Below are 20,363 nucleotides of genomic sequence, written 5' to 3'. Positions count from 1 at the left end.
CAAGAACGGAGGAACGATGTCTCATTCCGATTCCCTGCGCCAGTCCCCTCTGCATGCCGAGCACGAGGCCCTGGGCGCGTCTTTTACTCCCTTTGGGGATTGGTCCATGCCGCTGAAGTACGGCAAGGAACTTGATGAGCACCGCGCGGTTCGCACCAGCGCCGGGCTCTTTGACCTCTCGCACATGGGAGAGGTGCGCGTCACCGGCCCGCAGGCGGCGGAGTTCCTGGATTACGCCCTTATTTCCCATCTCTCTGCACTCGCCGTGGGCCGAGCAAAGTACTCCATGATCGTGCGGCCCGATGGCGGGATCCTCGACGACCTCATCACGTACCGCCTGCGCGACCACGAGTTCCTGGTGGTGCCCAATGCCTCCAATACCGCCACGGTGGTGGCCGCCCTGCGCGAGCGCGCCGAGGGCTTCGAGGTCACCGTGGAGGACGAGTCCACGAGCACCGCGCTTATCGCCGTGCAGGGCCCGCGCGGCCAGGAGATCGTCCTCTCCCTGCTGGCCCCGGAGGATCACGAGGCGCTGCGCACCCTGAAGTACTATGCGGCCTTCTCCGCCACGGTGGCGGGTATCCCGGACGTCCTGGTGGCCCGCACCGGCTATACCGGCGAGGATGGCTTCGAGCTCTTTACCCCCAATGCCACCGCCCCCGCCCTATGGGAGGCCGCCTTCCAGGCTGGGAAGCCCCATGAGATCCGGCCCGCGGGGCTCGCCGCCCGCGATTCCCTCCGGTTGGAGGCCGCCATGCCCCTCTACGGCAACGAGCTCTCCGAGGAACTCACGCCTATCGACGCCGGCCTGGGCGTGCTCGTCTCCAAGAAAAAGGAGGGGGACTTCGTTGGCCGCGCGGCCCTCGACTCCGTGGAGCAGCCCTCCCGCCTGCTGGTGGGCTTGGTTTCCGAGGGGAAGCGCGCCGCGCGGGCGGGGGCCACGGTGCTCTCCGAGGAGGGGGCGGAGGTCGGCGTGGTGACCTCCGGGCAGCCCTCGCCCACGCTCGGGCATCCCATCGCCTTGGCCTATGTGGATCGCACGCTGGCCACCCCCGGCACGGAACTCACCGTGGATATTCGGGGTAAGCACTACCCCTTCCGCGTCGTGGAGACCCCGTTTTACCGGCGCTCCCGATAAACTCACTATCGCATCCCTCACTGTATGAAAGGAGCCCCTCATGGCTACCCTTCCCGATTCCTTCTCCTACTCCGACGAGCACGAGTGGATCAACTCCGCCGCCGATGAAGCGGTGGGCAAGACCGTGCGCGTGGGCATCACCTCCGTGGCCACGGAGCGCCTGGGCGAGGTGGTGTTCGCCGAGCTTCCCGAGGTAGGCGATACCGTCACCGCTGGCGAGCCTTGCGGCGAGGTGGAATCCACCAAGTCCGTCTCCGATCTCTACGCCCCCGTGAGCGGCACCGTCACCGCCGTCAACGAGGAGATCGAGAATAACTACGAGGTCATCAACGAGGATCCCTTCGGGGCCGGCTGGCTCTACGAGGTCGAGGTCACGGAGGTGGGTGAGCTGCTCACCGCCGCGGACTACGCGGCCGCCAACGGCGTGGAGTAACGCGCCCCAGGGGCTATGATGTAGCCACTATGACTGCACCTCGAGCCCCCTTTTTTCCCGCTCACCGTTCCATCCGTTCCACCGAGGACCCCCTGGTCATCCGCCATCTTGGGGTGGTGGACTACCAGGAGGCGTGGGATCTTCAGGCCGATCTCGCCGCGCGACGCCACCGGGGGGAGGTGGGCGATACCGTGCTGGTGCTCGAACACCCCAACGTGTACACGGCGGGCAAGCGCACGCAGCCGGAGGATCGCCCCCACAACGATCTCCCCGTGATCGACGTGGATAGGGGTGGGCGGATCACCTGGCATGGTCGCGGCCAGCTGGTGATCTACCCCATTATCCAGCTTGCCGACCCCGTGGACGTGGTGGATTACGTGCGCCGCCTGGAGGAGGCAATTATTCAGGCGGTGCGGCAGGCGGGCATCGCCAACGCCGGGCGTATCGACGGCCGTTCCGGGGTCTGGGTTCCCGCCTCCGGGGTGGAGCCGGACCGCAAGGTGGCGGCCCTCGGGATCCGCATTACCCACGGCGTGACCATGCACGGCCTCGCGCTGAATTGTTCCAACACCCTGGAGTATTACCATCACATCATTCCCTGCGGGATCACTGACGCCGGGGTCACCACGATGTCGCGGGAGTTACGCCGCGAGGTCAGCACGGAGGAGATGTCCGCCCCTCTGCTCGATTGTCTGGACGCCGCCCTGTCCGGCCGCCTCACCGTGGCCGATCACTCCTTTGGTTCCGCCCCCGATCCCACCAAGGGTCTGCCCCGCCGGGACTGAGATTTTGTCTCGTTCTTCACGCGGTTTTACCTCCCGGTGGTCAAGGGCTGTAAGGTGACGCTTGTGACTATCGCACCTGAAGGCCGTAAGTTACTGCGCATTGAAAAGCGCAATGCGCAGACTCCCATCGAGCACAAACCGCGCTGGATCCGGAACCAGGTGAAAAATGGCCCGGAATACCAGGACATGAAGAAGCGCGTTTCCGGTGCCTCCCTCCACACCGTGTGCCAGGAGGCGGGCTGCCCCAATATCCACGAGTGCTGGGAGTCCCGCGAGGCTACCTTCCTCATCGGTGGGGCAAACTGTTCGCGCCGGTGTGATTTCTGCCAGATCAATTCCGCCCGCCCCGAGCCCCTGGACGTGGACGAGCCCCGCCGCGTGGCGGAGTCCGTGCGCGAGATGGGACTGAATTATTCCACCATCACCGGGGTGACTCGCGACGATCTCGATGACGAGGGCGCGTGGCTCTATGCCGAGGTGGTGCGCCAGATTCACCAGCTTAATCCGCACACCGGCGTGGAGAACCTGGTACCGGATTTCTCCGGGAAGCCCGATCTACTTCAGGAGGTCTTTGAGTCGCGCCCCGAGGTTTTCGCGCACAACGTGGAGACGGTTCCCCGCATCTTCCGACGTATTCGGCCGGCGTTCCGCTATGACCGCTCCCTAGATGTGATCCGCCAGGCGCGTGATTTTGGGCTCATCACCAAGTCCAACCTCATCCTCGGCATGGGGGAAACCCGGGAAGAGATTCTTGAGGCGCTGGCCGACCTGCACGAGGCGGGCTGCGACATTATCACGATCACCCAATACCTGCGCCCCGGCCCGATGTACCACCCCATTGATCGTTGGGTGAAGCCGGAGGAGTTCGTAGAGTACGCCACGGCGGCGGAGGAGATGGGCTTCGGCGCCGTTATGTCCGGCCCGCTGGTGCGCTCCTCGTATCGCGCCGGCCGCCTGTACGCCCAGGCGATGGCGGCGCGCGGTACGGATCTGCCCGAGAACCTGATGCACCTGGCGGAAACCTCTCAGGGTTCCACCGCTCAAGAGGCCTCCACCCTACTGTCTAAGTACGGGCCTTCCCAGGAAACCCCGGTGGTATCGGCGCTGGCGCGCTAGAGATGCGCTTATCCCTTCGGATCGGCTATCCCCTATCATGAGGGGCATGGCTGATCCGAAGAAGCAGGCTGCGAAAGCCGCCAAGAAGGAAGAGCGCGCGGCCAAGCGCGCCAAGCGGAAACAGAATTACTCGCAGATCTGGCAGGCCTTTAACCTCCAGCGCAAGCAGGATAAGGCCCTCATTCCCCTCATGCTCGCCTCCGTGGTGGGCTTGGCAGTGGCGTTCTTCCTCATTGGCCTGCTCTTTAATGCCGAATGGTTTATGCTTCCCATCGGCCTGTTGCTGGGTGTGGTTCTGGCGATGTGGATCTTCTCTCGCCGCATCGAATCCTCCATGTACAAGCGCGCAGGCGACACCCCCGGTGCCGCCGGGTGGGCGTTAGAGAATATGCGCAACACCGTGGGCGTGGTGTGGTTTACCAAGACCGCCGTGGGGGCCACCACGCAGATGGATGCCGTGCACCGCGTGGTCGGTGTGCCCGGCATCGTGCTGGTGGGCGAGGGATCTCGGCACCGCGTGCGCCCGATCATGGAGCAGCAGAAGAAGCGTCTGAACCGCCTGGTGGGCGGCGTGCCGATTTATGAGATCTATGCGGGCGATGGTGAGGACGAGGTTCCGCTGAAGCGCCTACAGCGGGAGTTACTGAAACTGCCGCGCAACTATAAGAAGAATGACGTCTACCCCATCAACGCCAAGATCGAGGCGATGGATAATGCCGTGGCGGGCGCGCCGGCCGGGATGCCCAAGGGGCCGCTGCCCAAGGGGGCGAAGGTCTCCGGGCTGAATCGCCGCGCCCGGCGCTCGGCGGAGCGCTCCAACAGGGGCCAGTAGTCCGGGGCGCTCAGCCCCGTACCACGGCCGTTCCGGTGGCGCGGTCGTGCATTCCCCGGCCGTCGGAGTCCACGAGGGCTGCGGGGAAGATCAGGCAGGTCAGCAGGGTTCGCACCGCCGCGCGCCACAGGCCCACGCGTTCGGGGGCGTCGATACGCGCGATGCCCATGCCCAGCAGCGCCTGGCCGGGCGTGCGGGCGAAGAGCCAGCCGGTGAGGATGCCCAGGATCGCATAAAAGAGGTAAGTCATGGTGCTCACCCCGCCCAGGGCGGTGGTGAACATGTGGACGAATCCCGCGAGAATCCAGGCGATGATCCAGTCGATGAGCACTCCACCCGCGCGCCGTGCCACCGTGCCCAGGGAACCGGGGCCGCTGCGGGGCAGCCCCAGGTTGGCTCCCGGATAGGCGCCCGGCCCCTCGGGGCCGTCAAACTGCGAGGGAATCTGGGGGCCGTCGAGCCAACTTCTCTTGGGATTCTCCATACCGCTCAATCTATCGCACGTGATGCGGCACGCGGTACACTACAAGGTGTTTGGTGGCGCGTATTTTTGGTAGTCCTATAGTTATTGCGTTACACTCATATACCATACCCCTAGCCGCGAGGACCCCAGGAGCAAACCATGGCTTTCGCCTCCCATGAAGATCTACTCAAGTACATCAAGGATGAGGGGGTGGAGTTCATTGACGTGCGCTTTACCGACGTCCCCGGCACCGAGCAGCACTTTTCCATTCCCGCCAGCGCGCTTGACGCGGACGCGCTCGAAGAGGGCCTGGCCTTCGACGGCTCCTCGATTCGCGGCTTCACCACCATCGATGAGTCGGACATGAACCTCCTACCCGACCTCGCCACCGCCAAGATCGATCCCTTCCGCCGCACCAAGACCCTCAACATGAAGTTCTTTGTGCACGATCCCTTCACCCGGGAACCCTTCTCCCGCGACCCGCGCAACGTCGCACGCAAAGCGGAGGAATACCTCGCCTCCACCGGCATCGCGGATACCTGTAGCTTTGGCCTCGAAGCCGAGTTCTACGTCTTTGATTCCGTGCGCTACAGCGCCGAGACCAACCATGCCTTCTACGAACTCGACTCCAACGAGGGCTGGTGGAACCGCGGCGAGCTGGAAAACTTCGATGGCTCTCCCAACACCGGCTACAAGAACCGCCTCAAGGGCGGCTACTTCCCCGTGGCTCCTTACGATCAGACCGTGGAGCTGCGCGATCGCATGGTGCGCACCCTGGCGGAATCCGGCTTCGAGATTGAGCGCTTCCACCACGAGGTAGGAACCGGCGGGCAGCAGGAGATCAACTACAAGTTCAACACCCTGCTCCACGCTGCCGATGACCTCCAAACCTTTAAGTACATCATCAAGAACACCGCGGCGCTGGAGGGGAAGAGCGTCACGTTCATGCCCAAGCCCCTGGCCGGCGACAACGGCTCCGGCATGCACGCCCACCAGTCCCTATGGAAGGACGGCCAGCCCCTCTTCCACGACGAGTCCGGCTACGCCGGGCTTTCCGACGTCGCCCGCTACTACATCGGCGGTATCCTCCACCACGCGGGCGCCGTCCTGGCCTTCACCAACCCCACGCTGAACTCCTATCACCGCCTGGTACCCGGCTTCGAGGCCCCGATCAACCTCGTGTACTCCCAGCGCAACCGCTCGGCTGCCGTGCGCATCCCGATCACCGGCTCTAACCCCAAGGCCAAGCGCATCGAGTTCCGCGCCCCGGACCCCAGCGGCAACCCCTACCTTGGCCTGGCGGCCATGATGCTCGCCGGCCTGGACGGCATCAAGAACCGCATCGAGCCGCACGCCCCCGTGGACAAGGATCTCTACGAGCTTCCCCCCGAGGAGGCCGCCTCCATTCCCCAGGCCCCCACCTCCCTGGACGCCTCCCTGCGCGCCCTGGAGGGGGACAACGAGTTCCTCACCGAGGGTGACGTGTTCACCGAGGACCTCATCGAGACCTACATCCAGTACAAGTACGACCACGAGATCACCCCGGCGCGCCTGCGGCCCACGCCGCTAGAGTTCGAGATGTACTACGATTGTTAGTTTTTTAGCGCCTCCGTAATGCAGCGCCTCACCCTGCGGGTGGGGCGTTTTTGCTGGTGCACGGCGTGCAGGGCGGTTCAGTGGCGGGAAAATACAACCTTCACGCCCCGCCACGCCCCCACGCCGAGGACCAGCCCGCAAGAAACCACCGCCATCAGCAGGATCGCTACCGCCTCCCACCCGTGGGCAAGGTACAGGCCCACCGGGGCCGAAGCCCCAAGGGCCCCACCCAAGTAATAGCCGGATAGATACAGCCCCACCGCCGCCGAGCGGGCCTGCGGCGCCAGCTTTCCCGCCATCGACGTCCCCGCCGCCTGCCCGGCAAACACGCCCACGCAGGAGAAGGCCAGGCCGGAGACCATCGCAGGCACCGTGGGAATCAGGCTGATCGCCAGCCCTACCACGCTCACAGCCTGGGCCAGGGCAAAGACCCGTAATTCTCCCCGGCTCTGCATGAGCCTGCCGCTCAGTGGCGTGGTGAGCATGGGGAGAAGGAAAATCACAAAGATCAGCCCCACGGCACCCGTGGGGAGGGAAAAGGGCGGCCGTGCCAGCGTCAAGGAGGCGAAGGTAAAGGAGCCCACCTGCTGGAAGAGCAGGGTTGCCCCGAGCAGAACCGTGGCGAGCAGTCGGGGGTTATGGAATATGATGCCCGCTCCCCCACGGCCCCGCTCAGCCGAGTGGAAGCGCGCCTCGAAGCGCCGCTCCAGGGGAAGGCAGGCACGCGCCACCGCCCAGGTGCCCGCGATCATCAAGGCATTGCCCAGGAAGGAAAGCCGCCACTGCCCACTCGTCTCGACGATCAGGGCCGCAACCATGCGCCCCAAGAATCCGCCCAGGGCGGTGCCCGCCACGTAAAGGGAGTTAAGCCGGGCTGCGAGCGGCGGCGCATACTCCTCTCCCACGTAGGCCACCACCACGGCAAAGATGAACGGGCAGCACATTCCCTGCGCCGCGCGGATCGCCAGGAGGGAGGCCAGATTCCAGGCCACGAGGCCGCCGAGGCTTAATAGCGCCATGCAGCACAGGGCGGCCAGAATGATGCGGCGCCGCCCCCAGCGATCGGAGATCATTCCCGCCCACGGCGCGGTGAGCACTACCCCCACCGTGGTGGCGCTCACCGTCCACGTGGCTCCCCGCAGTTCTGTCCCCGCCCATTGGGCCACGTCCGCCAGGATCGGCTGCGTGGAGTACATGTTGAGCAGGGCACTCATGCCCAAGAGGACGAGCGTTACGCGCGTGGACAGCCGCGCGCTGTTTCTTAGTTCACTCATTGACGCCTCTCCATGACACAACACAATAGTCCCGGCACGCGGCCGCACAAGGGCGTAAAGTGAAAGATCACATAGTCGATCAAGCAGGAGAGACGGAAAGGCTCCGCCATGTCCCAGCCCCCGCACCGCATTGTTCCCGTCACAAAATCGCAGGTGGAACACCTCCAGGAGATCAGCCGGACGACGTTCACGGAGACCTTCGCGCGGCACAACACCGAGGAGAACATGCGCGCGTACCTCGATAGCGCTTATCACGTGGATAAATTACGCCAGGAAATAGACAATCCAGAATCGCAGTTCTTTTTTATTTACCACGATTCCGAGCCGCAGGGCCCACCGGTCGGATACTTAAAGCTCAATATCGGCGCGGCCCAATCCGAGCCGATGGGGGCGGATCACCTGGAGCTAGAGCGCATCTATATCCGTGCTGCCCACAAGCGCCAGGGGTTGGGCAAGGCTCTTTATGATCTCACCGAGCGTCGCGCGCGGGAGGAAAATAAGCGCTATATCTGGCTGCGCGTGTGGGAGCACAACACCGCCGCCAAAGAATTTTATTCCTCCCTGGGGTTCCGGGAGATAGGGGATCACATTTTCCCCGTGGGAGATGATCCCCAGCGAGACATCTTGATGGAAAAGGATACGCGGTAACCGGCATCTGGCAAGAAAAAGATCCCGGCACCGGAGAACAACCGGTGCCGGGATCTCTCAATAGAGATTAGACCGTGGCGGGATCAATCCCCTTCACGGGAGCCTGGGGCTGCTGCTCGAACTGAGCCGGATCGATGCCCTTGACCGGGGCCTCCGGCGCGGAGGGCTTTTCGGCGGGATCGGCTTCCTCCGCAGGCTTATTCTCCTGCGGAGCGGGCTGGGCCGGCTGGGCCTCCTCGGCGGGCTGCTGCTCGGCCGTCGGCTGTTCCGGCTTCGGGGCCTCGGCGGGAAGGCCGCCCTTGATGTTGCTCACGAGCTCGCGCACCACGGGAGCGATGTCTCCGCCACCGCCGGAGTTCAGGACGGTGATAACATCACCGGCCAAGGCCGGATTCTCGCTGGTGGTCACGAAGGGGCCGCCGCTGGAGCCGCCGCCCACCCAACACTCGCGCTCGCCATTGACCCGGCGAATCTGGCTGTTGCCGCCGCCCTCGTACTTCGTGTAGTTGCCCACGCACACGGACTGCGATTTAGAGTGGAACGGTGCCGGGGCGGGGTACCCGATCAAGGATGCCTGCACCACCTCGCCCTGCTGTAGTTCGCGCACCCCAAAGGCCCCGGTGACCTCCTGAATCGTGCGCCCCTGATCGTCGGGGGCTATCTCCAGTACCGCCACGTCCACCCCGGAGGTCGCGGAAACGTGAGCATCCGTGACCTTCCAGCTGCCCAGCGGGAAACGCTGCTCGTGGGTTTCCGCCGTCCCCTCAAGGGCCGGAATGAAAACGCTATTGCCCGCCGCGATGGCGTCGTGTGTGGCCTGGGAAATCTCCCACGCGCCGTCCTTGAGCTTGCCCAAGCAATGGGCCGCGGTGAGCACCAAGCTCCCCGAGGCGCTGTCGATCACGGAACCCGTGCACAGGGAGCCCGCGTTGCGCAGCTGACCCACGGCGCGGGAAGCCGCCTGCTCGGTGTAGGGCTTATCCGCAAAGTATGCACCCTTGTCGTTGATCTCGGAGAGGTGCCCGTCCAGCACGGAGCCAGCCGGATCCGGCTGCGGCAGGCGGGAGTCGTCGTCAGCCGTGGCCAGGGGGGCCAGGTGGGCGGTGGCAAATGCACGCGGCGCTCACGGCCGCCAGGAGGGACTTTTTCACTATCCCGAAACTCTTTCCGTCAAGGATGATTGTGTAGCAGGGTTTGAGCATACAGGTTTTTGCTTAGCGACGCCGCCCCGCTCCCCTCCCCAGCCACCGCCTATCGGGCGGCGCGCAGCGCCTCTGCGAGGGGCACCGGGCCGTCGTTAAAGCGCACGAACTTGCGCACCGCGGCACCGTTGAGGCTCTCCACGATCGCCTTGGCCACGTTCTCGCGGGAAGCCGTGCCGCCTTTTTCCCGCCACTCGTCCTGGGGCGCCAACAACTCGATGCGCCCATCGCCGGATTCGGCGCTCAGCGTGCTCGGGCCCAGGATCGTCCAGTCCAGATCGGTCCCGCGCAGATAATCGTCGGCCTGAAGTTTCGCGTCAGCGTAGGAAAAGAAGTCCTCGCTCTCCGGCACCCCATGCCGCGGCACGGAACCCACCCAGCTCACCATCACGTAGCGCTTCACCCCGGCCCGGTCTGCGGCCTCCATGCTGCGAATCGCGGCGTCTCGATCTACGGCGTAGGTGCGCTCGGGGTCTCCCCCGCCGGCCCCGGCTGACCACACGATGGCGTCCTGCCCGGCAAATAGCTCCGCGAGTTCTTCCACGCCCATCGCCTGTACATCGGCCACCACCGGGGTCGCCTGCGCCGCGCGGACGTCGTCTGCCTGTTCTTCTTTGCGGATCACCGAGCTGACGGCATAGCCCTCCCGAGCCAACAGGGGCGCGGCCAGCAGGGCCACCTTCCCGTGTCCGCCCACGATGATCGCCTTCTTCTGCTGCTTCTGTTCAGTCATTTCCTGTCATCCTCCGTGTGCTTCGTCCTTGTGCTGCGTCCTTGTGCGTCCAGTGAGCACAACGACCGTCCGCGGCACATCATTCCAGACCCCAGGAAAAGCCCAGTTCAGCGCCCTTACCAAAAATTTTTACCGCTCTTCCCAAGAAAAATGCCGCTTGCTCTTCCCCTGGACGGAAGAGGCTGCTATGTTTAGCACTTGTAGCTAGCGCGTACCCCGCCGTGGCTACTGACATGTCGATACTAGTGAGAGGACAGAGCATGAAGCTCTCCCGCAAGCTGGCCGTTTCCGTTGCCGCTGTTTCCATCGCCACCACCACCGCTGTTGCCCCGGCCATGGCTGCTACCCCCGCCGCTCCGAAGGCTCCCAAGTCCTACGAGGAGCAAGTTCAGCAGGCTGAGCTGACCGGCAAGCGCCTGGACAACGCCAAGAAGGGCGTGGAGACCGCCAAGGGCATCGTGGACACCCTGGGTGGCCTCGGCGGCCTGTTCGGCGTGAACAACGGTGGCGGCAAGTAAATCCCGCCTTCCACAATCCTGCTTCCGAGCCTCCGCTCGGGGCAGGATTTTTTATTACCTCGGTTCCGCCTCCCCGCCCTTCCCATGCCCATCAGCCCATTAGGGGCGGGAACGCTTGTGATAGCCCATGCGAGGCCGGAAACCCGCCGGATGCCGCAGCTGCGCCACCGCGTCTGCGCAGAGGAGCCGGAACCGCGGCTGCATGGGCGGCAACTGCGCCACCTCAAACCACCCCACATTGATGGATTCATCATCGCCAATGACAGGCTTCGCTTCCTCCTCACCGCCAGAAACGGAGAGCCGCACGGCGGTATCCACGTAGCTGACTACGTCGCCGTTCGGGTAGGTCACCGGCCCCACGGCCCCCACCCCCAAGAGCGCCTCCGCGCGGGCCGCCACCCTCGTTTCCTCCCAAACCTCCCGCACAGCAGCATCGTGGGGCTGCTCGTCCGGATCGACAATCCCCGTCACCGGAGTCCACTGCTCGTTATCCGCGCGCTGCACCAGCAGCACCGAAGCCGTGGCCCACGCCGGCGCATCGGCGGGAATATCTCGAACGACGATTGCCGTGACTCCCGGCAGCCAGAGGGGATCATGGCCGATCTTCTTTCTCAATTCCACAATAAAATCCGGGGTTGCCATTGCTCGCTCCTTATATATTTCCCGTTATGCATATAGAGCGAGGCACCCCCTATCCTTACTTCAAGATAGGAAGTGCCTCTTGACCCTCAATAACTAGCTTCGTTCTTGGCTCTCTCGCCAGGAACGCAACCAATCGCTGAACTTAAAGCCCTCCGGATCTTCCACCGGCCGAGCCAAGGGATCGGGATTAATCACCTTGGCACCGCTGGAGCCCTTGTCCTGCGTGCGGGCGGTAGCCTGCTTAGGTCCCGTGATGGTCTTTCCGCCGGAGGCGGGTTGACGCTGCTGTGACGGGCTAGGCGAGCTGGGTGCAGAAAAACGCGGCTCAGGCTTTTTCACCGGCGGAGCATACCCAGCGGGTTTCGGCTTGACCGCCTCGGAGGGCTTAGCGTAAAACCGCTGATCGGGCTTTACCCCTCCGCTCGGCTTCGCCGCCTGCTTGGGCTGCGGTTCCGCGCGGCGTACCGCTGGCCCCGGATACGAGGCCGCCTGGTTCTTCGTCGCGTTGTTCTGGGCCCGTCCCGTTTGCACCTTCACGGATCCCGGTGCGGGCGTGCTGGTTTGTGACGAACCCGAGGGTGCGCTTATCTGTTCTTTGCTGAGACGATTAGCGCCCTCGTCCCGCCGCGCCCTTCAATTCTGGAGGGCGCTCACGTAGCGGTTCACCACAGAACGCAGCATGGCCAGGTTGGTACCCTGACGGGAAACAGCCACGTAGATGAACTCGGTGTTGCTCAGCATGCGGATAAGGTGAAGCTGATCCGAGAGGGTCAGCAGCATATCCTCCAGGCCGGTGTCCAGGTTCAGGGCAGCGATGGTCTTGAACTTAGCCTTCACCATCTCGCTGTTGTAGGCGGAAGCCACATCAAGGTCAAAGTTGTTGATGCGAGAAATGCTAGCCAACGACATGCCGGTGTCCAGGTCCACCACGGAAGCACCGTAGAAGCCCTCAAGCTCATTGGCGATGTCGTTGAGCATATCGTTCAGGTCGGTTTGGCGAGACATATAAAAAGAGAACCTTTCTCACACTTTTAGGAATATGCCGTCCTCACCCGCAGGGTCGCGGAGGAGGTGTCCAGGTGCCACAACATTCATCGTTCGTGCGGACGTTGCAACATCACTATATGTACCAGAATTAGCCGGAAGAATCATGCGAACCTTCCCCCGTCACCCCCTCAAAGCACATATCTGAGGGTTTCCCTATACAATGCCCATGCACAGCCCATACCTATGGGCGCAACGCCTCGCGCTGGTGTTCCAAGGACAGGAAGGATGTACTAAGCCCATGACTCCTCGCCATCGGCTCACGAAGAAGCGCTCTACCGTGACCGACGCCGCGCGACACCCCGGCGACTTTTTCGTCGGCTCCCCCACCTCCACCGAGGTGGTCTTTATCGGCCCGGTGGGCGTAGGCAAAACCACGGCCGTACGGACGCTCTCCAGCATTCCCACGATCAACACGGAGGCCCAGCTCTCCTCCGAGGCCGACCTATCCCCCGAGCACACCCCCACCAAGCAATCCACCACGGTGGGGCTCGACATCGGCCTATGGGAACGTCCCGACGGCACCCTCGTGGGGCTGTACGGCACCCCCGGACAAGACCGCTTCGTGGCCTGCCGCACCCCGATGCTCAACCCCCAAGCCGGAATAGTCATCTGGCTCTACGGCAATTCGCCCAAACTCCTGGAGGATCTATACCATTGGATTGATGTTGCCGGGGGCAAGGACAGCGCACACCGCCTCACCGTGGCGCTCAACTATGCCAGCACCTCGCATCTTTCCGACGTGCAAAAGAGCCTGAAAAAGAAGGGCTACAAGGGCGTCCCCGTGCATCTGGTTGATCCCCGCCGTGAAGAAGAAGTACGACAGCTCGTGACCACCGCTATTAGCCGCCAAGGACTCCCCGCATGATGACCCCCCACTCCCGCATCCGCACCACGGATCTTGACTCGAACCCGCTCGCCCAGGCCGCCATGCCGATCCTCGGCAATATCTTCGAGGCTCTCGACGGCGCCCGCTCCATCGTTCTAGGCACGGGCGACGGACTGCACATCTGCTCCATGGGCCTCTCCAACGCCGTGGAGGGCGCACAGCTTGCCGCGCTCAACGCCTCCATGGCAGGGGTCTCCGCAGCACAATCCGTGCTACTTGGGCACAAGGACGATGACGGCGTGGGCACCATCGTGGCCATGACGCTTCCCGACGAAAACCTCGTCATCGCCAGCGTGCCCTTCCCCGAGGTACATGACCTCCTCCTCGGGGTATCCGCAAAAGACGCCCAGATCGGCGTGGTGATTCAGCAAACCCGGAAGGCCGCCAAGCGCCTCTCCGAGTGGCTCAACAAGTAGCTTCCCCTCTGCCCGGGCCCAGCGCCCAGCCGTGCAGCCTAGGCCGTGGGTTCCACGATCTGAATGAGGTTGCCACAAGTATCATCAAAGACCGCGATCACGGCGCCCGGCACCGGCATCGGCCCCTGGGTAAACCGCACCCCCTCGCCGCTGAGTCGGCGATACTCTTCCTCCACGCTGTCCACGTCAAACTGCGTGAACGGGATGCCATCGTTGTACAGGGCCTCACGGAAATCCCGCGCTGCGGGGTGCGCGGCAGGCTCCAGCAAAAGCTCCGGCCCCTGCGGGTTCTCCGCGGAGACCACCGCTAACCACCTATTTCCCGCCTCATCGACCACAATGTCCTTGGATACCTCAAACCCGAGGGTATCCCGGTAAAAACCCAGGGCATGCTCCTGGTCATCCACAAAAACGCTCACGATATTGATGCGCATGACGAATCTCCCTCCTCTATTGTCTCTGCACTGTGAAGTACTGTGCAGGGCCTCAACGCGCGGGATGATTTTCCACGTGGGCCGCAATGATTTCCTTTACCTCGTCCACGCTATTCGATACCGTGCGCACGCGCCGCGGGGCCCTCATAATCGCTTCAAATCGCTCGGGAATCGGGGGTTCCTGGCCCGTGGCTTCCCGGATAGTATCGGAAAACTTCACCGGCAGAGCCGTTTCCAAGCACACAATCGGCCCCTCGATGTCCTCGCCCAGGCGACGCGCCACCACGAGGCCATCGGCGGTGTGGGGATCCACCAACACCCCCAGCCGAGCATAGAGGTCTCCTATTTCCCGAACCCGATCCTCATGATGGGAGGAACCGGACGCGAAGCCAAATTCCGCCGCCAAGCGGGGGAATGCTTCGTCCTCAACGAGGGAGAAACCACCGTTTTTCACCTGCACGCCAAAAAGTTCCTTGGTACGGTCGGCATCGCGCCCCAGTGCGTCAAAGATAAAACGCTCGAAATTGGAGGCGCGGGAAATATCCATCGAGGGACTTGAGGTCTCCCAGGTCTCTGCGGAGGAACGCACACGGTATTCTCCCGTGCGGAAGAACTCATCGAGGACGTTATTCTCATTGGTGGCCACGATGAGCCGATCAATGGGCAGCCCCATCTGGCGAGCGATGTGCCCGGCACAAATATCCCCGAAGTTACCCGTAGGCACGCTGAAGCTCACGCGCTGCGCGTTATCCGTGGTCACCCGAATCCAGCAGGAAATATAGTAAACCACCTGGGCCATAAGCCGCGCCCAGTTAATAGAATTGACCGCGCCCACGTGATACTTTGCCTTAAACTCGGCGTCGCCGGAGATCGCCTTAACCACATCTTGGCAATCATCAAACACACCATTGAGAGCCATGTTCACGATGTTCGCATCATCAAGACCAAACATCTGTGCCTGCTGGAAGGGCGTCATGCGGCCTGCCGGGGTCAGCATGAACACGCTGATGCGATCGCGCCCGCGCATGGCATACTCCGCAGCCGATCCTGTATCCCCTGACGTGGCACCCAGGATATTGAGCGGTTGATCCCGCCGTGCTAACTCGTATTCAAACAACTCTCCCAGCAGCTGCATGGCCATATCCTTAAACGCCGCCGTAGGCCCCTGGGAAAGATGGCCAAGGTAGAGATTTCCCTCCACATGAGAAACTGGAACGATCTGCTCATCGTCAAAAATCGGAGAGCGATACACCCGCGCCGTGATCGCATCAATATCGGCCTCGGGAATATCATCAATAAAAAGCTTCAGCACCTCCGCCGCCAAGGCCGCGTAACCTCGCTGGTTGAGGGTTATCCGCAGGCGGGTGAGATCTGAATCATCAAGGCGCGGGTATTCTTCCGGGAGGTAGAGGCCGCCATCCGGGGCCAAACCTCCCAGCAGAATATCGGTGAAGCGGGTGGGGGTGGAGGAGGCGTCGCGAGTAGAAATGTAGCGCATGGCAGATAAGTTTAGCCTGCCGCCTCACGGCGAGGGCCACTTTCTGCTTCATCGCCGCCTAATCCCACGCCACCTCGACAGGCCGCGCCGTGTCCGCTACGGGAACCATACCCAAGTCCTCGGTCAATTGATGCCACGTCGCCATCTGTTTCAAAAACGGTCCCGAATACTCCTGGTGCCACTGCTCCACCGTCAAAGGTGATTCCTCGATGGTTTCCTGGCTTTTCACTACGATCAGCACTCCGGCCACCAGCGCCACCGCAATACCGATGCTCACCATCACCCGAGTTTGCGTAATCCGCATGTCTTAGCCACCTTCCCGTGCGCTTTTCCCACGATGGTAGGAAGCAAACCTCCCCGCGAGGTGGCCGCTTCCTGAAACAAAGATGAGAATCTCCCCCGTTAACGCCGTGGCGGCTCTTGGCGGCCGGTCAGAATATCAATCACGCTGCGCACCGCCGCTTCCCCCACCCCGCTTCCCTCTCCTCGAGAAGCATCCTGCGAGGCGTACCTCGGGGCCTGCGCCCGCACCGAGAGCACGCCCGCTTCCGCATCGACGTCGATCACACTACTGCTCTGCGCTCCGGCGCTGCGCGCTGCGGCGACGAGGGCCTCCACGTCACCCAACGTGGCACCGTGAAGATCAAGGGAAAGGTGAAGAGCCATGCACACTCCTTTTACATAAACGCTATCGCCTTACCGTGCCCAGTATATCGCCTTAAGCGTCACGCCCTAGATCGGCAAAAACATTCATGTTCAACACGAAGGCATAAGCAGCCTCTTCGAGCAAAACGCCGCGCTCATCCTCACTAAAATTCATGGCATTGAGATTGGCGCGATAAGCATCCTTGTAAGGCTTAAGCTTCTCTATACCCGCGAAACGATAAAAGCTCAGCCCCTCCCAAGCAATGCCGTAATGGCGGGCCATCATCGTCGCTATCACCTGCCCACCCGACATGTCACCGAGATACCTCACATAGTGGTGCGCCACCAACCTGGGCTCGTCCAGGCTTTCATACACACGATGCAGTCGTTCCACGTAGGCTGCCGTCGCCGGAAGAGGCACTACCCTCTCCCGCCAGTCTCCCGTTTCCCCCTCCCCAAGACCGTGTAGATAGGTGAGATCACGCTCTAGAGCCGCGGCGCGATCCAAACGCGGATCAATTATCTTCCCCGCACGCTCCGTATCCGCCAACGCATGCGCCGCCTTTTCCAGCGCCGAATAAAAGAGCCACGCCTGCTCCTGGAGGCGCACAAATTCCGCAGCGCTCAATTTTCCCGCCAACAGATCGGCCATAAAAGTAGAGGACTCCGCCTCCTCGTGGGCCACCGCCGTAAATGTTTTTAGATCGGCCGACAGATTCTGGTTATGGAGAACTACACTCGCCATGCAGGGTTCCCCCTCTCTTGACTCATAATGGTTATCCTCGCCCGGACCACCCGGTACCCCGCGCGATGGGCTTCCAAGCCAGGCACCACGCGGTCATGGAGTACCACTGAGACTAAATTAGGTTACCCATACCTACCATCGTTCTTTTGGTTGATTTTACCCGCTACCGCATGGATGCCTCCCCCCAAAAAAAACACCTGATCCACCACCCGACGCGCGCGCCGCGTCTTCTTCAAATAATCCTCCAGGAACATCTGATAATGCGCGGGGTCCCACCCCGCAGCGCCCGCCACCTGGGCCAACTGCGGCCCTGGGCCCGGAATCTGATCCGTGCGCTTACCCCGAACCAGCACCAAGGCATTGCGTACATTCGTGGCCTCCAACCATGCCTCGCGCAATATACGCACCTGCTCCTCCGGCAGAATCGCCTCTGCTTCCAGTACCTCCAATACCTCCAGCGTCGAGGTATTGTGCAACGCGGGATACTCATGAGCGTGCAGCATCGTGAGTAATTGCACCGTCCACTCAATGTCCGTGAGCGCACCCCGGCCCAGCTTCGTGTGCGTATTCCGATCCGCGCCACGCGGTAACCGCTCCTCATCAATGCGAGCCTTCATGCGCCGAACCTCCCGGATCACAGCGGGAGAAATACCCTGCTTGGGGTAACGGAATTCATCGATCATATGCAGAAACTCCGTTCCTACCTCCCTATCACCCGCCACCACCGTGGCTCGCAAGAGGGCCTGCGTTTCCCACACCTCTCCCCAGGAGGAGTAATAACGCCGATACGAGGAGATAGAACGCACCACCGCTCCGCTGCGCCCCTCGGGGCGCAGTCCCAAATCCACCTCCAGCGGGGGATCACCAGAAGGCTTGGCCAACCGCGACCGCATGGACTCACACACGCTTGACGCCCAACGCAGTGCCTCGTGCTCATCGTGTCCTTCCTCTGGCTCCGCCACAAACATCACATCGGCATCCGAGCCAAAACCGAGCTCCGCACCCCCCAGGCGCCCCATCCCGATGACAGCAATGCGCGCCGGAGCCCTCCCCTGCCCCTCCGCTGTCTTTCCCTCCGTCAGCCTGCTGCGAATCTCCGCTTGGAGGGCAGCCTCAAGTACCGCGTTCCACACCATCGACAGCCCCCGACACACCGAGCGCACGTCCATCATGCCCAGCAAATCCGCTGAGGCCAACCGCGCCAGCTCCGCCCTGCGCAGGGAACGAGCAACAGCAATAGCCTTATCGGGGTCACGATGTCGCCCTGCCGCCGCAACCAGGGAAGAGGACACCGTACCCGGTGCTTTATCCAATATCTTCGGCCCGCTCGCCCCGTCTCCCAACGCCTTAACAAAATCAGGAGAGGAGATGATGAGAGCGGCCGTATAAGGCGAGGAACCCAGAATCATCATCAACCGCTGCCCCACCACGCCTTCGTCTCTAAGCAGACGCAAAAACCAGCTGCGCTCATAGGCGGCATCGGAGAGTTTACGGTAATTAAGCAATCCCGCATCGGGATCGGCCGTTTGAGAAAGCCAGTCCATCAGCGTAGGCAACAGCATCGCCTGGATTTTAGATTTACGGCTGGCTCCCGAGGCCCCCGAAGCCAGGGCCGTGAGATGTTCAAAGGCACGCTCCGGGAAACGATACCCCAGCGCTGCGAGCTGCAACTTTGCGGCGTCGGGAGAAAGCTTCAGCGTGTCCACCGACATATTCACCACGGAATTAAGCAGCGGGCGATAGAACAATTTGGAGTGCAACCCCAAAATAAGGAAACGGACACGACGCAGGGTGGTACGCAAATTATCTACCGAGGATTTCCCCTCCACCGCCCCATAGCCTGAGGTAAGCGCCAAGCGCGTCATCGCCGCGCGATCATCTTCCTCCGGAAGCGTATGAGTGCGACGCAAGCGGTGTAACTGCAAGCGATGTTCCAAAAGACGCAGAAACTCATACGCCTGGATAAGCCCCTGCCCGTCCTCTCTCCCAATGGCCCCCGCCTCCACCAAAGCCCGAAGGGCCGCCACGGTGGCCGGTACTCTTAACGATTCATCAGAGCGCCCGTGCACCAGCTGCAAAAGCTGCACCGCAAACTCCACATCTCGTAAGCCACCACGGCCGAGTTTTAACTCCCTGTCCCGCATCTCTGCCGGGACGTTGTCCAACACGCGACGACGCATGGCCTGGACGTCCTCCACGAAGGAATCGCGCTGGCTAGCGGACCATACCAGGGGAGCTAATTTCTCCCGGTATTCCTCACCCAGCGGCAGATACCCTGTCTGCACACGTGCTTTTAATAAGGCCTGAAACTCCCAGGTTTCCGCCCATCGCCGGTAATAAGCACAGTGCGAGTCCACGGTGCGCACCAAGGAACCAGAACGTCCCTCCGGGCGCAGGTTAGCGTCTACCTCAAAAAAGTGACGCGAGCCGATCCGCACACACTCTCCCGCCAATCGAGTCAGACGCGGGGTAACATCACTTCCCACAAATATGACATCAACATCGGAAATATAGTTAAGTTCACCAGCACCACACTTTCCTAGTGCGATAACAGCCAAGCGCGCATCAAGGGGGGAATCTCCATAAACATTATCAACGGCAATAGCTAAACTCGCGGTTAAGGCCGCATCCGCAAGATCGGAAAGTAATTCCGTGACCCGCTCGAAGAGGATCGGCTCTAGTCCCTGTTGCCGTTTAGTCGATGGGTACGTTCCCGCGAGATCATGGGCGGCAATCCGCATCAAGAAAAGACGGTACCGCTCCTTCAATCGGCGCTGCGTCTCCGCATCCGCCAACCTCGCCCGATACGTACCCACCCTACTCAAATCCGAGCAAGCGGGGTCCGGCTTCTCCAGATCCTCCCCATTGCTCGCGGGGCCATAACTTGCGGGGACCGCATCGAGCACCTCAAGTAGCCCTCTCAGCATTTCTTCCCTGCTAGGCAGGGGGCCAAGGAGTTCTTTCCATGACTCAGGGTGCGCCACCAAGTCATCCCCCAATGCCACCGATCCGCCCACCAAGGCCATCAGGCGGATGCGAAACGCATGGTTCTCCCGCAACGCTCGATGGAAGGCCTCAGCCTCACCAATACCCTCCAGAGCAGCCACCAAGCGAACAAGGATATTAAGAGCTTGGTCGGGATCTCCCGAGCCCGCTAGTGCCCAAAGAACGTCAAGGGAATCCTGATTATCCCAACCCACATGGCCTATATCTTCCGCCGCACGGGTCCCTTTCAGACCTAAAACAGCGGGGGTGGGGATAGAAACACGGGGATTCGATAACGCCATTATTTCCCTTTCACAGAATCAGTAT

General features: G+C 62.1%; 23 protein-coding genes. 10 read left to right on the top strand and 13 right to left on the bottom strand.

Annotation, left to right across the window (positions count from 1 at the left end; all coding sequences use genetic code 11):
* Positions 1 to 16: 16 nt before the first annotated feature.
* The 5 genes from gcvT (at position 17) to Cocul_RS01475 (ending at position 4,304) form a co-directional block, all read left to right on the top strand.
* Positions 17 to 1,138, top strand: coding sequence for a glycine cleavage system aminomethyltransferase GcvT (gene gcvT / locus Cocul_RS01495; protein WP_055121546.1), 1,122 nt, complete (start codon positions 17 to 19; stop codon positions 1,136 to 1,138).
* Between the two features lie 40 nt (positions 1,139 to 1,178).
* On the top strand, positions 1,179 to 1,571 hold the full coding sequence (gene gcvH, locus Cocul_RS01490; RefSeq protein ID WP_055121545.1) for a glycine cleavage system protein GcvH: 393 nt from the start codon (positions 1,179 to 1,181) through the stop codon (positions 1,569 to 1,571).
* 29 nt (positions 1,572 to 1,600) lie between these two features.
* The gene (lipB, locus tag Cocul_RS01485) at positions 1,601 to 2,356 is read left to right on the top strand and encodes a lipoyl(octanoyl) transferase LipB (RefSeq protein WP_055121544.1); all 756 of its coding nucleotides are present in this window, start codon (positions 1,601 to 1,603) and stop codon (positions 2,354 to 2,356) included.
* Positions 2,357 to 2,419: 63 nt separating this feature from the next.
* Positions 2,420 to 3,472, top strand: coding sequence for a lipoyl synthase (gene lipA, locus Cocul_RS01480; RefSeq protein ID WP_055121543.1), 1,053 nt, complete (start codon positions 2,420 to 2,422; stop codon positions 3,470 to 3,472).
* A gap of 46 nt (positions 3,473 to 3,518) precedes the next feature.
* Positions 3,519 to 4,304, top strand: coding sequence for a DUF4191 domain-containing protein (locus Cocul_RS01475; RefSeq protein ID WP_055121542.1), 786 nt, complete (start codon positions 3,519 to 3,521; stop codon positions 4,302 to 4,304).
* A 10-nt stretch (positions 4,305 to 4,314) separates the two neighbouring features.
* Here the strand turns inward: Cocul_RS01475 and Cocul_RS01470 are convergent, their stop codons facing one another.
* Positions 4,315 to 4,788: an RDD family protein gene (locus Cocul_RS01470; protein ID WP_055121541.1), complete on the bottom strand. Its 474-nt coding sequence runs from the start codon at positions 4,786 to 4,788 to the stop codon at positions 4,315 to 4,317.
* Positions 4,789 to 4,926: 138 nt separating this feature from the next.
* Here Cocul_RS01470 and glnA point away from each other — a divergent pair, with 138 nt between their 5' ends.
* A complete protein-coding gene (gene glnA / locus Cocul_RS01465; protein WP_055121540.1) occupies positions 4,927 to 6,363 on the top strand; it encodes a type I glutamate--ammonia ligase in 1,437 nt (478 codons plus the stop codon).
* Positions 6,364 to 6,440: 77 nt separating this feature from the next.
* Here glnA and Cocul_RS01460 read toward each other — a convergent pair whose 3' ends face one another.
* Positions 6,441 to 7,637, bottom strand: a complete 1,197-nt coding sequence (locus tag Cocul_RS01460) for an MFS transporter (protein ID WP_069723539.1) — start codon at positions 7,635 to 7,637, stop codon at positions 6,441 to 6,443.
* Between the two features lie 108 nt (positions 7,638 to 7,745).
* Here Cocul_RS01460 and Cocul_RS01455 point away from each other — a divergent pair, with 108 nt between their 5' ends.
* Positions 7,746 to 8,285: a GNAT family N-acetyltransferase gene (locus Cocul_RS01455; protein WP_055121539.1), complete on the top strand. Its 540-nt coding sequence runs from the start codon at positions 7,746 to 7,748 to the stop codon at positions 8,283 to 8,285.
* 67 nt (positions 8,286 to 8,352) lie between these two features.
* Here Cocul_RS01455 and Cocul_RS01450 read toward each other — a convergent pair whose 3' ends face one another.
* A complete protein-coding gene (locus Cocul_RS01450) occupies positions 8,353 to 9,318 on the bottom strand; it encodes a trypsin-like serine peptidase (RefSeq protein WP_055121538.1) in 966 nt (321 codons plus the stop codon).
* A gap of 218 nt (positions 9,319 to 9,536) precedes the next feature.
* Positions 9,537 to 10,220, bottom strand: a complete 684-nt coding sequence (locus Cocul_RS01445) for an NAD(P)H-binding protein (RefSeq protein ID WP_055121537.1) — start codon at positions 10,218 to 10,220, stop codon at positions 9,537 to 9,539.
* A 260-nt stretch (positions 10,221 to 10,480) separates the two neighbouring features.
* Here Cocul_RS01445 and Cocul_RS01440 point away from each other — a divergent pair, with 260 nt between their 5' ends.
* Positions 10,481 to 10,738: a hypothetical protein gene (locus tag Cocul_RS01440; RefSeq protein WP_055121536.1), complete on the top strand. Its 258-nt coding sequence runs from the start codon at positions 10,481 to 10,483 to the stop codon at positions 10,736 to 10,738.
* Positions 10,739 to 10,837: 99 nt separating this feature from the next.
* Here the strand turns inward: Cocul_RS01440 and Cocul_RS01435 are convergent, their stop codons facing one another.
* From Cocul_RS01435 to Cocul_RS01430, 3 genes are all read right to left on the bottom strand, one after another.
* Complete coding sequence (locus Cocul_RS01435; RefSeq protein WP_055121535.1) at positions 10,838 to 11,380, bottom strand: NUDIX hydrolase; 543 nt, start codon at positions 11,378 to 11,380, stop codon at positions 10,838 to 10,840.
* A gap of 93 nt (positions 11,381 to 11,473) precedes the next feature.
* Positions 11,474 to 11,917, bottom strand: a complete 444-nt coding sequence (locus tag Cocul_RS12155; protein WP_150114298.1) for a hypothetical protein — start codon at positions 11,915 to 11,917, stop codon at positions 11,474 to 11,476.
* Between the two features lie 96 nt (positions 11,918 to 12,013).
* Positions 12,014 to 12,385: a roadblock/LC7 domain-containing protein gene (locus tag Cocul_RS01430; RefSeq protein ID WP_055121534.1), complete on the bottom strand. Its 372-nt coding sequence runs from the start codon at positions 12,383 to 12,385 to the stop codon at positions 12,014 to 12,016.
* Positions 12,386 to 12,665: 280 nt separating this feature from the next.
* Between Cocul_RS01430 and Cocul_RS01425 the strand changes: the two genes are divergently transcribed.
* Positions 12,666 to 13,292, top strand: a complete 627-nt coding sequence (locus Cocul_RS01425; RefSeq protein WP_055121533.1) for a hypothetical protein — start codon at positions 12,666 to 12,668, stop codon at positions 13,290 to 13,292.
* Positions 13,289 to 13,729: a roadblock/LC7 domain-containing protein gene (locus Cocul_RS01420; protein WP_069723538.1), complete on the top strand. Its 441-nt coding sequence runs from the start codon at positions 13,289 to 13,291 to the stop codon at positions 13,727 to 13,729. Before Cocul_RS01425 ends, Cocul_RS01420 begins: the two co-directional genes overlap by 4 nt.
* A gap of 38 nt (positions 13,730 to 13,767) precedes the next feature.
* On the opposite strand, the gene Cocul_RS01415 is transcribed toward Cocul_RS01420, so the two are convergent.
* The 6 genes from Cocul_RS01415 to Cocul_RS01390 form a co-directional block, all read right to left on the bottom strand.
* Complete coding sequence (locus Cocul_RS01415; RefSeq protein WP_055121531.1) at positions 13,768 to 14,163, bottom strand: glyoxalase/bleomycin resistance/extradiol dioxygenase family protein; 396 nt, start codon at positions 14,161 to 14,163, stop codon at positions 13,768 to 13,770.
* Between the two features lie 52 nt (positions 14,164 to 14,215).
* On the bottom strand, positions 14,216 to 15,661 hold the full coding sequence (thrC, locus tag Cocul_RS01410; protein WP_055121530.1) for a threonine synthase: 1,446 nt from the start codon (positions 15,659 to 15,661) through the stop codon (positions 14,216 to 14,218).
* A 58-nt stretch (positions 15,662 to 15,719) separates the two neighbouring features.
* Positions 15,720 to 15,965, bottom strand: a complete 246-nt coding sequence (locus tag Cocul_RS01405; RefSeq protein WP_055121529.1) for a hypothetical protein — start codon at positions 15,963 to 15,965, stop codon at positions 15,720 to 15,722.
* A gap of 98 nt (positions 15,966 to 16,063) precedes the next feature.
* Positions 16,064 to 16,327, bottom strand: a complete 264-nt coding sequence (locus Cocul_RS01400) for a hypothetical protein (RefSeq protein WP_055121528.1) — start codon at positions 16,325 to 16,327, stop codon at positions 16,064 to 16,066.
* A 52-nt stretch (positions 16,328 to 16,379) separates the two neighbouring features.
* Positions 16,380 to 17,051, bottom strand: coding sequence for a biliverdin-producing heme oxygenase (locus tag Cocul_RS01395; protein ID WP_055121527.1), 672 nt, complete (start codon positions 17,049 to 17,051; stop codon positions 16,380 to 16,382).
* 122 nt (positions 17,052 to 17,173) lie between these two features.
* On the bottom strand, positions 17,174 to 20,338 hold the full coding sequence (locus Cocul_RS01390) for a bifunctional [glutamine synthetase] adenylyltransferase/[glutamine synthetase]-adenylyl-L-tyrosine phosphorylase (protein ID WP_055121526.1): 3,165 nt from the start codon (positions 20,336 to 20,338) through the stop codon (positions 17,174 to 17,176).
* Between the last annotated feature and the right edge of the window lie 25 nt (positions 20,339 to 20,363).

It is taken from the genome of Corynebacterium oculi (genome assembly GCF_001412105.1).
Taxonomy (GTDB): domain Bacteria; phylum Actinomycetota; class Actinomycetes; order Mycobacteriales; family Mycobacteriaceae; genus Corynebacterium; species Corynebacterium oculi.
This window is presented reverse-complemented; position numbering and strand designations above follow the sequence as displayed.